13 protein-coding genes are annotated in these 10,574 nt (G+C 36.1%); 11 read left to right on the top strand and 2 right to left on the bottom strand.

Annotated elements, in window-relative coordinates; genetic code table 11:
- On the bottom strand, positions 1-1,357 hold a 1,357-nt coding region (locus MRZ19_RS05155; protein WP_291031024.1), incomplete at its 3' end, for a cache domain-containing protein.
- A 125-nt stretch (positions 1,358-1,482) separates the two neighbouring features.
- On the opposite strand from MRZ19_RS05155, the gene trpS reads away from it, so the two are divergent.
- From trpS to MRZ19_RS05120, 7 genes are all read left to right on the top strand, one after another.
- On the top strand, positions 1,483-2,472 hold the full coding sequence (gene trpS / locus MRZ19_RS05150; RefSeq protein ID WP_291031022.1) for a tryptophan--tRNA ligase: 990 nt from the start codon (positions 1,483-1,485) through the stop codon (positions 2,470-2,472).
- On the top strand, positions 2,473-3,078 hold the full coding sequence (gene bioD, locus MRZ19_RS05145; protein ID WP_291031020.1) for a dethiobiotin synthase: 606 nt from the start codon (positions 2,473-2,475) through the stop codon (positions 3,076-3,078).
- Positions 3,079-3,156: 78 nt separating this feature from the next.
- Positions 3,157-3,708: a DUF507 family protein gene (locus MRZ19_RS05140; protein ID WP_291031019.1), complete on the top strand. Its 552-nt coding sequence runs from the start codon at positions 3,157-3,159 to the stop codon at positions 3,706-3,708.
- On the top strand, positions 3,708-4,847 hold the full coding sequence (gene carA, locus MRZ19_RS05135; protein WP_291031017.1) for a glutamine-hydrolyzing carbamoyl-phosphate synthase small subunit: 1,140 nt from the start codon (positions 3,708-3,710) through the stop codon (positions 4,845-4,847). Before MRZ19_RS05140 ends, carA begins: the two co-directional genes overlap by 1 nt.
- Positions 4,847-6,010: an aminotransferase class I/II-fold pyridoxal phosphate-dependent enzyme gene (locus MRZ19_RS05130; RefSeq protein ID WP_291031014.1), complete on the top strand. Its 1,164-nt coding sequence runs from the start codon at positions 4,847-4,849 to the stop codon at positions 6,008-6,010. The genes carA and MRZ19_RS05130 overlap by 1 nt, the downstream gene beginning before the upstream one ends.
- Positions 5,997-6,641 (top strand): pimeloyl-ACP methyl esterase BioG family protein, encoded by a 645-nt coding sequence (locus tag MRZ19_RS05125; protein ID WP_291031012.1) that lies wholly within the window; start codon positions 5,997-5,999, stop codon positions 6,639-6,641. The genes MRZ19_RS05130 and MRZ19_RS05125 overlap by 14 nt, the downstream gene beginning before the upstream one ends.
- Positions 6,641-7,369, top strand: a complete 729-nt coding sequence (locus MRZ19_RS05120) for a methyltransferase domain-containing protein (protein WP_291031010.1) — start codon at positions 6,641-6,643, stop codon at positions 7,367-7,369. Before MRZ19_RS05125 ends, MRZ19_RS05120 begins: the two co-directional genes overlap by 1 nt.
- On the opposite strand, the gene MRZ19_RS05115 is transcribed toward MRZ19_RS05120, so the two are convergent.
- Positions 7,353-7,670, bottom strand: a complete 318-nt coding sequence (locus MRZ19_RS05115; protein WP_291031008.1) for a rhodanese-like domain-containing protein — start codon at positions 7,668-7,670, stop codon at positions 7,353-7,355. The genes MRZ19_RS05120 and MRZ19_RS05115 overlap by 17 nt on opposite strands.
- Positions 7,671-7,781: 111 nt before the next feature.
- Between MRZ19_RS05115 and MRZ19_RS05110 the strand changes: the two genes are divergently transcribed.
- The 4 genes from MRZ19_RS05110 to MRZ19_RS05095 all read left to right on the top strand — a co-directional run bounded on the left by MRZ19_RS05110 (position 7,782) and on the right by MRZ19_RS05095 (position 10,572).
- Positions 7,782-8,030 (top strand): tetratricopeptide repeat protein, encoded by a 249-nt coding sequence (locus tag MRZ19_RS05110; protein ID WP_291031006.1) that lies wholly within the window; start codon positions 7,782-7,784, stop codon positions 8,028-8,030.
- Positions 8,021-8,392: a hypothetical protein gene (locus tag MRZ19_RS05105; protein WP_291031004.1), complete on the top strand. Its 372-nt coding sequence runs from the start codon at positions 8,021-8,023 to the stop codon at positions 8,390-8,392. Before MRZ19_RS05110 ends, MRZ19_RS05105 begins: the two co-directional genes overlap by 10 nt.
- 265 nt (positions 8,393-8,657) lie before the next feature.
- Positions 8,658-9,341, top strand: a complete 684-nt coding sequence (locus tag MRZ19_RS05100) for a response regulator transcription factor (protein WP_291031003.1) — start codon at positions 8,658-8,660, stop codon at positions 9,339-9,341.
- A complete protein-coding gene (locus MRZ19_RS05095; protein ID WP_291031001.1) occupies positions 9,334-10,572 on the top strand; it encodes an ArsS family sensor histidine kinase in 1,239 nt (412 codons plus the stop codon). Before MRZ19_RS05100 ends, MRZ19_RS05095 begins: the two co-directional genes overlap by 8 nt.
- The last annotated feature ends 2 nt before the right edge of the window (positions 10,573-10,574 follow it).

The following is a 10,574-nucleotide window of genomic DNA, read 5'->3' as shown; positions in this document are numbered from 1 at the left end:
AAACATCTAACATATTATTGAGCACATTTTTTAATTCTATTAATTGTGGATTGTGAGGATTCTCTACAATTCTAGCTGTTAAATCTCCATCCTCTACTGCTTTAGCTGTTTCTGCTGATTGAGCAATGGCTTGGGAGTCTTTCCTTAACCCTTCCTGCACACTTTCAATATTGCGATTAATCGCTGCTGTCATAGTTCCTATTTCATCATTTGCTTTTGGCTTAACAAGATTAGGAGGAGTTTTTGTTTCGTGATTAAGATATTTAAAGAAATTTGTTAGCAAGCCAGATACAACTTGTAATCTTCCAATAACGGCAGTTCTGATATACAAGAACACACAAACTAGAATCACTATGATGGACACAATCGCGCCAATAATGATTGTATATTGAAGAGTGTGTACGGGCTGTAAAATGGATTTTAAAGGAGCGACAAACAACACAGTCCAATTTGCCGCATCATAAACCCCAAAAGAAGAAAGCCCTACAAGTGCTTCTTTGCCATCTGTTGTTTTGTAATCATACACACCATTTTGGTGTCTTAAGGAAGCATTTTTAATGGTTTCTATGGTTTTAGTATCACGATTGATTTCTGAGATGTTTTTAGACACAAAGGAAGAGTTAGGATGTGTTCCGATTGTTCCTGATTCTGTCATCACCACGCGATAATCCCCTTCAAAAGCATTTAAAATAGGGCTATTTACCCAATTTCCAATGTCTTCTAAATCCACAACAAGACCCACAGCTCCTACAGGTCTGCCATTAATATCATGAATGGGAACATTTAGTCCAACAACTAATCTGTCTTTGCGTCCATCAACATTTTGGATTGTTGGCTCTCCAATGGTTGGTTTTCCTGTTTGTAAAGCCTTTTGCACACTTCCAAAGTTTAAGATTGTCTCTGAGGCAGGAATGTGATAAAGCCCTCCTTGATTTTCAACATCATTGTCTCCTAGAATCAGTAAAAAATCTCCATTAGGAAGAATAGTGCCATTGCGTGTTGAATTAATATTTTTAAGATAGAGATATATAAAAACTGAATCCTTATCAGCATCTAGGGTTTCTTCTACAATTGTTGCTATTAAATCCCCTTCGCGCATTACATAGCCAGGCGTAGATTTAAGTGTTGCTTCAATAGTGCTTCGCAAAGTATCTGCAAATGCAAAAGTTTGATTAAATTTGCCTTGGATAGCATTTGCCGCTCTTAAAGAAGTATTTTGTAAAAGTTTTTTTGCTTCTTTAGTTTGGACAGATGTGCTAATAGAAACTACCACAGCAGTCATCACACCCATACATATAATAACGATAATAGCCAATAAGAGAGAGAGTCTCGTGCCTAATTTTAAGTTACCAAACATTCTATGTCTCCTTGTTTTAAAATACCAAAGTTGTAATTATTCCAAATCAATGTAAAAAATAAACTTAAAATGAATGCTAAAGTTGTTATAATTTTGCATTAAATTTATTTAAGGATTTTATGGAGATGAAAAAAGCACGCGTCTTTTCAGGCATTCAACCCACAGGCAATATACATTTAGGAAACTACTTAGGGGCTGTGAAAAACTGGGTAGAGCGTCAAGATTCCTATGAAAATATCTTTTGTGTGGTAAATTCTCACGCAATTACGCTTCCACAAGAGCCAAAAATACTAAGAGAGAAAACCTATAGTTTATGCGCAATGCTCCTTGCTTGTGGAATCCGCCCTAAAGAATCTACGCTGTTTATCCAATCAGAAGTGCAAGAACACACTTCTTTAGCGTGGCTTTTAACTTGTATCACGCCAATGGGTGATTTAAGCCGTATGACGCAATTTAAGGACAAAAGCCAAAAGAATCCTAAAAGCATTTTTGCAGGGCTTTTTAACTATCCTAATTTAATGAGTGCGGATATTTTGCTTTATAAGGCTAAGTTTGTGCCTGTGGGGGAGGATCAGAAGCAACATATTGAGCTAGCGCGCGATACGGCAATGCGTTTTAACCGCGATTATGGAGAGATTTTTGTTGTGCCTGAACCTTTGATTATACAAGAAGGGGCTAGGATTATGGGGCTTGATGACCCAACTAAAAAGATGAGTAAAAGTTCAAGCGATAAACCAAGCCATTCTATTGCCTTAATTGATGAGCCTGATGTGATTTTAAAAAAGATTAAAAAGGCAACAACAGATAGTGAAGGTATCATCGCCTTTGATAAGGAGCGTGCTGGCGTGTTTAATCTACTAACAATTTATCAATGTTTTTGCAAGCAGGATAGGGATAGCATTGAAAAAGAATTTAGCGGAAAGGGATATGGAATCCTAAAAGAGCGTGTGGCTGAAGCGGTGATTGAGGGCTTGCGTCCTATCCGTGAAGAGTATCACAGGCTAATTTTAGAGCAAGAATATTTACATAAAATCTTAGAAGAAGGCGCACAAAACGCCCAAAAAATCGCTAGTGCAACTTATAAACAAGCAAAAGAGAAGATGGGGTTAATTTGAGTGAAAATTTTCATCGCTGGAAGCCACACGGATGTGGGGAAAACTGCTGTTAGTGCCGCCCTTTGCTATGCTTTTAATTTAGAATATTTTAAGCTTGTGCAAGCAGGGATTCCACAAGATTGTGAGAGAATCAAAACCCTCTCTCCAAAGACTAAAATCCATCCTAATGGAATCACCCTGCAAACGCCTGCAAGCCCGCATATTGCGATGAAAAAGGAGGGGGTTTTTTATAGGGGGTTAGAAATTCCACTTCCACAGGCGCGAAATCTCTTGGTTGAGAGTGCAGGAGGGCTTTTTACTCCGCTTGATTTAAAAATGTGTATGATTGATTATTTAGAGGCTTCTAAACTCCCTTGCGTGCTTGTTGGAGGATATTATTTAGGCGGGATTAATCATATTTTATTAAGTTTGCAGGCTTTAAAGGCGCGTAGGATTGCGCTTTTATGTTTAGTGATTAGCGGGGAGCAAAATTTAGAAATGGATTCCTTTTTGCAAAACTATGCACAAGTTAGAATCGCTCATTTTGAGATTTTTAACAACACACAAAGTTTTAGAGAAAATGCGCTTGCTTTAAAGCAAGAAATCCAAACCTTCAAAATCCTATAACAAATCTAACAAAAAGCGATTTTTTAGCGACAAAACGCTAAAATCACAAAAATTTATCTCCATTATAAAAGGTATGCTATGAAATTTAGACTTGCACACGCACCCTATATCGCAAATAAAATAGCACTAGATTTATCCGCTTGTGGCTTTGTTAGCATTCTACACGGGATTGAAGGCATTGCAAAAGTTGCAGAAAAATTCATTGCAGAGAATATCCAAGAAGAAGCACGCATTGAAGAGAAGGCTAGAGATTTACTAGAGGAAAATTTAGATGAAATTGAATTTATGCAAGTTGATGAACACCAATTGTTTTGGCGCATTAAGAAAAAGCTTGCAGAGAATGAAAACTTCATTTTAAGCTTTGAAGACCGCTATAACAATTTAGCACATAAAATTTTAAATGAGCTTTTTGAAGAAGATTTAATTGACTCTGCCACTTCTGAAACACGCATTGTAAATGTGATTTTTAAAGCGATTAATGGTTACTCAAAAATGTATAATCAGATTGAAGACATTGTGCAAGAACGCATTGCAAATTATAAGCGTAAAATCATCTTTGGCAGTGAAGAATATGATTTAATCTTTGATAAGCTTTATCAAGAAGAGCTCAAAAAGAAAGGATTCCTATAATGCAAACCCCTTTGAAAAACGCTTGGATTTACTTAGAAAATGGAATCTTTTTCCAAGCAAAAACCTTTGGTGCGGATATTACAAGCGTGGGTGAACTTGTTTTTAATACTTCTCTTACAGGCTACCAAGAAATCACCACAGATCCAAGCTATGCAGGACAATTTGTGTGCTTTACAATGCCAGAGATTGGAATTGTAGGAACAAATCCGCAAGATATGGAGAGTCGCGGAGTTTTTGCAAAAGGAATCTTATGCCGCCACTATAATGAAAATTATTCAAATTTTCGTGCAAGCGAGAGTTTAAGCGCACTTCTTAAACGCCATAATGCAATGGGGATTTGCGAGATTGACACGCGCTTTTTAACCAAAACACTCCGTAAGAGTGGTGCAATGATGATGGTAGCTTCCACAGAAATTACAGACAAGGAAGCATTAAAAGAGATTTTACAAAATAGCCCTAGGATTGAAGAGATAAATTATATTAAAGAAGTGAGCACAAAAGCCCCTTATCAGCACACAAATGGGAATTTTGACTTCTCTTTAATGGATTATTCCACGCCTAAAACGCAAAGGAAAATCCTAGCCATTGACTTTGGAATTAAGCGAAGCATTTTAAATCAGCTTGTCAATGCGGGCTTTAGCGTAGAAGTGATTCCCCATAGTTTTAATGCACAAGAGCTTATTGCACGCTTTACAAAAGGTGATTTTGATGGAATCTTTTTATCTAATGGACCAGGAGATCCACAAGTTTTAACACAAGAAATTGCTAAGATTAAAGCCTTAATTGAAGCAAAGATTCCACTTTTTGCGATTTGCTTAGGGCATCAGCTTTTATCCCTTGCGCAAGGCTATCCCACTTATAAGCTAAAGTTTGGACACCACGGCGGAAACCACCCTGTGAAAAACTTACGCACAAACAAGATTGAAATCACCGTACAAAACCATAATTACTCTGTGCCAGAATCCATTGTAGAAATCGCAGAAGTTACCCATCGCAATCTTTTTGATGGCACGATTGAGGGAGTGCGTTATAAAAATGCTCTCATTTGCTCTTTTCAACACCATCCAGAAGCAAGTCCGGGACCTTTAGAATCAACTATGCTTTTTAAAGAGTTTGCCACGCTTTTAAAGCAAGCATAATGCAACATTCTTTGGAATCTAAAGCCCTAGAATATTTACAACGCTTAAAAAAGGATTCCAACTTCCGCTCCCTAACCCCACAAAAACACAATTCCACACTTTTAAATCTTGCAAGCAATGATTATTTAGGGCTATCTAGCAATGCAGATTTTAATGCACGCTTTTTAGATTCCGCTCTTTTTAAAGAGCATTGCCATTTTAGTGCGTCTTCTTCGCGCTTGCTTAGTGGAAACTTTGAAATTTATAGCCTACTAGAGACGCATTTAAAAATGCTTTTTAACAAAGAAGCCTTGCTTTTTAATAGCGGTTACCACGCAAATGTTGGAATCCTAAATGCGCTTAATGCCCTAAATGTGCTTTTTATCGCCGATAAATCCATCCACGCAAGCCATATTGATGGGCTAAAAAATTTTAAAAAGCCTAGCTTTAAGCGTTTTTTACACAATGATATGGAATCCCTAGAATCCTTGCTTGCTAAAAATACAAAGCATTATGATGCGATTGTAATTTTAAGCGAGGGGCTTTTTAGTATGGAGGGGGATTTTGCGCCTTTGGAAAAACTTGTGGCGTTAAAAAAGGAGTTTAAGAATGTGCATTTATACATTGATGAAGCCCATAGCATTGGGAGTTTTGGACAAAACGGGCTAGGGCTTTGTAAGCATTTAGATTTGCTAGAACACATTGATTTTTTAATCTTAACCTTTGGCAAATCTCTATCATCAATGGGGGCTTGCGTGTTGTGTAATGGAGTTTTTAAGGATTATTTTATAAATTCAGCGCGTTCTTTAATTTATTCTACTGCCTTGCCCCCTATCAATCTTGCACGCACGCTTTTTGCTTTTTTAGAACTTCCTAAGCTAGAAGCACAAAGGGCACATTTAGCAAACTTAAGCAAGGATTTTAAAGCTCTTTTACAGCAAGAATTAGACTATGAAGTTTTAGGCGATTACAACATTATAAGCCTAGTGTTAAAAGAGAATGCAAGGGCGGTGCATTTTTCAAAAATGCTTGCAAGGGAAGGCTATTTTGCTCCAGCGATTAAAACGCCAAGCGTGCCACCAAATAAAGCTCTTTTGCGCTTTTCTTTGATGGCAAATATGGAATCCAAAGCCTTAGAAAACTTAGCAAAAGTGCTAAAAAAGATCACCTATGCAACTTTATAAATCTTATCACAACACACAAGAAGTTTTCTTAATCTTTGGCGGTTTTGCTTCACATTTTAGCCATTTTGAGCCGTTTTTTAGGGATTATCTTCTTCTTTATAATTACACACATTTAGATTTTAACGCACTCCTACAATCCTTCAATGCTTTACCAAAGGATTGTAAAATCACGCTGATTGCCTTTTCTATGGGCGTTTTTGTTGCGCGCATTTTTCTAAGCATACAGAATTTTAAGCCCCACAAAGCCATTGCGATTAATGGCACAGAATATGGAATCCAAAACGACTATGGAATCCCACTAGCACTTTTTAGACGCACGCATCAGCAATTTTTGAAGCATCAAGACTTCGCATTTGCGCAATTTAAAAGCAATCTTTTTGGGGAACATTTAAATAAGACGCGCAATTTTAGCTTTTTGGATTCCAACATTTTATGCGATGAGCTTGCCTTTTTTATGGAAACTTGTGCTAAACATAGCACGCTTTTAGAGCCAATTGCTTGGGATTTTGCCCTGATTTCAACAAGGGATTTAATCTGTAACCCTAAAGCACAGCGCGCATTTTGGAGCGGTAGGGCGAACATTATTGAGCTTAATGCGCCCCATTTTGCCTTTTTTAATTGGAAATTTTAATGCTTCAAAAAGATTCCATACAAAAGCGATTCCACACTGCTAAAGCCACTTACAAACAAAATGCAAATATCCAAAATGGAATGCAAAAAACTTTGCTTGCCCTTTTAAAAAAACACGCACCAAATCACTTGGAATCTGTCTTGGAGCTTGGTTGTGGTAACGGAGATTTTAGTAAGAAAATTATGGAATCGTTTTTGTGTAAGGATTATTATGCGCTAGATTTAGTAGATTTTTCTAGCGATTTTGTGGATTCTAACATTTGCTTTTTGCAAGGGGATTTTGAGCATTTAGACTCACTTTTACCAAGCTTAAAATTTAACTGCATACTCTCTAATGCGGCACTGCAATGGAGCAATCAACGCACTTTACTTCCGCTTTTAAGCCAAAGATTAAAGCCAAATGGAATCTTATTATTTAGCACTTTTGGGACAAATAATTTTAAAGAGTTAAAAGAGTTATTTGGCTTAAGCCTTGATTATTTGGATTTACAAGATTATCCTATACTTTTAGAAAATTGTGAGATTTTAGAATGCTTTGAATCCACACAAATTTTGCGATTTAACAGCCCTTTAGAAATTTTTAAGCATCTTCAAAACACAGGCGTTAATGCGCTAAAACGCAACTTCACGCTTAAAAAAGCGCATTTAAAGGAATATGAAACAAGATTCCAAAACGCCCTAACCTATCACATTCTTTTTATTTGCGCAAAGCTTACAAGCAAGAGCTAATCTCTTCATCTAAAAAATAAATATTTGTATAGCCACGACTCACTAAATCACTCCCTAGCAACGACACCGTGTGTCCGCTGTAACAATTTAATAAAATCTTTTTATCCGCATTGTCTTTTAAAAATGTTTGAAGCTCTTCTTGTGTGGTGAGATTAACCGCCCCTTGCAAATGCCCCTCCATAAAGTCTAAGGGCATTCTAATATCCACAATTACCCAATCTTTTGTTCCAATAACCTTTGGCAAATCCTCTTTAAAAATTGCTTGCGCTAGGCTTTGATGATTTTTTCCATAAGTTTTCATCGTATTCCTTTAAGAAAAGATTTTTAGCTCGCATTATAACGCTTTAAGATTCCAAAAACGCCACAATACCAAAAATTATGCTAGAATATGGACTTTATTAAAAGGTGCGGTATGAAAACTCTAACACTCGCTAGTATCTATGAAATCCAAGGGCATCGCCACGAAGCTGCAGAAATTTATAAAACCATTTTAGAAAAAGACCCTAGCAACACAGAAGCAAAAATCGCACTAAAACGCCTAGTTAGCAATCGCAAAAACTATGGCAAGGCAAATGAAGATATGCTAAATTTATTTATCCAAATGGATAGTAGCGTGGAATTTAACGAATTTGAAAGGTGGTTATTGCAATTATGGAATTAAAAGAAGCGATTTTACAAACCTTAGCCGAGATTGACACAAATACGGAATCTATCCCTGCACTTGAGCGCGATGCGCTTTTAGATGTATTGCCAACTGCACAAAGCGACAAAAACACCAACACGCAAAGTCCTTATGCGCGCAAAATTGAAAAGCTAGATTTTAAAAACACAGAAGAATTAAAAGCATTGCTTAGCAAGCACTACTTAGAAGAAGAGAAATTTTTAAACGCATTACAAGAGAGAATCCTTGTGCTCTTTGAAGGCTTGCAATCGCCAAATAACCGCAATATAGAAAATAAAGTGGATATGATTCTGAATTTTTTAGAATACACTTTAGCTATTATTGATGAAAAAAAGAGCTAAAAATGAAAAAATTTTATTTATTTACTTTTGATTTACTATTTTTCTTTATAATTCCAATATCTCAACGGGATGAGTTGAGAGACAAACTTAAGCAATTAAGTTTGGGTTTCCTTTTAGGAAATATGTTTCATCCACTCCTCCTTTGTTTAAGGACACTTAGTGTGAGTAAGTTCTTTGAAAATATTATTTTTTCTAGCAGGTATTTTCCTAGATTTTTATTTAACCCCCTAAAATACCCAATCCTCCTTTTTGTTAGGAAAATACTATGCTAGAAGTGTTGATGATAGAAGATGATTTAGAGCTTGCGACCATTCTTAGCGAATATTTGAAAGCTCATGATATAAATGTAACAAATTATGATGAACCATATACTGGTATGAGTGCGATAAACACTCGACATTTTGACCTCCTTCTTTTAGATCTAACACTCCCAAACTTAGATGGGCTGGAAATTTGCAAGAAAGTCGCAAAAGAAAAGCATATCCCAATAATAATCTCTTCTGCAAGACACGATATAGACGACAGAGTCTTAGGGCTTGAATATGGTGCTGATGACTATATTCCAAAACCTTATGACCCAAAAGAACTTATCGCAAGAATCCATAGTGTCCTTCGTAGATATAATTTAGCAAAAAACCAAGACTACACAGAAATTTCAATACTTCCTTTCCGTCTTGATAAAGGGAGCAGAGAAATTTATTTGAATAATGAACTTTTAGAGCTGACTAAAGCAGAATATGAAATTTTATGCTTTATGCTAGAGAATGTTAATCAAGCCTTAACGCGTGATGCCATTGCAACATACGCAGATTCTATTAGCCCAGATTCTAGCAACAAAAGCATTGATGTTATCATTGGACGTTTGCGCTCTAAGATTGAAAAAAATGGTAAAAAATACATTTTTTCCGTGCGTGGAATCGGATATAAGCTCCAGTTAAAAGATGATTAAAAATTCCATTATTGTTAAAATCTCAATCCTATTTATCACGGCAATTATTGGATTGAGTGCTTTTTCTTATTATTTTATCCGTGAAGAGATTCATAAAGAAAACTTAGAAAACCAACTCAAATACAGCCAATTTCTTGCCACAATCAACCGACTTGTGCGTTTTGGTGGCAATGTGGATTTGATTGAAAAATATGTTTATGAGCTAGGATTACAGCAAATCCAAGAAGAAGATGTTCGAGAAAAATTTGAAAATCATTTAACGCCAAATCTTACAAGCGGAATCATTGCAAAAATCATCAAGCAAGAAAATGGTGTGTATTTATTCTTACAAACCCCAATAGAGTGGAAGCTCTATGGAGATTTACACAAAAATAAGCTTTTTAACTACTATCTTATCACATTTTTTGCATTTTTAGTGGTGGTGTTTTTATTTGCCCTTGTGATTAAAAGTATTTTGCCTCTTAAAACTTTGCGCAAAGAAATAAGAAAATTTGCCAATGGACAAACAAATATTAATTGCAAAATTAATCAAAGCGATGAAATCGGAGAGCTTTCGCGAGAATTTGAAAATGCAGTGGAGAAAATTAATGCCCTAAACCAATCCCGCCACTTGTTTTTACGCTCTATTATGCACGAGCTAAAGACGCCTATTACAAAGGGTAGAATCACAGCAGAAATGATTGATAATTCTTTGTATAAAGAACGCTTATGCAGTGTGTTTGACCGGTTAAATTCTTTAATTAATGAGTTTGCAAAAATTGAAGAGTTAAGCTCACGCAATTATTGTCTTAACAAGCAGAATTACGCATTAAAAGACATTTTACACCAAACTTTTGCAATGTTGCTTTTAGATGAAGCGCAAATCCAAGAGCTTTTTATTTTGCCTAGTGAAAACTCTATTTTGCGCTGTGATTTTGAAATGCTAACTTTAGCGATAAAAAACTTGTTAGATAATGCACTAAAATACAAAAGCAAGGGCAAGGTAGAGTTACGCATAAAGGGCTATGATTTAGAAATTCTAAATTTTGGAGCACCACTTCCTTACGCGCTGCAAGACCATTGTAAGCCCTTTTTTAAAGATGAAAAGTCTAACAAAAATGGTGGGCTTGGACTTGGAATTTATATTGTCAAAAGCACACTAGAATCACAAGGCTTAACCCTTGACTACACGCACAGCGGCGATAAAAATCTTTTTATCATCAAAGGTGTTATTGTCCAAAATCACAAATAAAG

Origin of the sequence: Helicobacter sp. (assembly GCF_022770205.1) — a bacterium.
Classification (GTDB): domain Bacteria; phylum Campylobacterota; class Campylobacteria; order Campylobacterales; family Helicobacteraceae; genus Helicobacter_D.
This window is presented reverse-complemented; position numbering and strand designations above follow the sequence as displayed.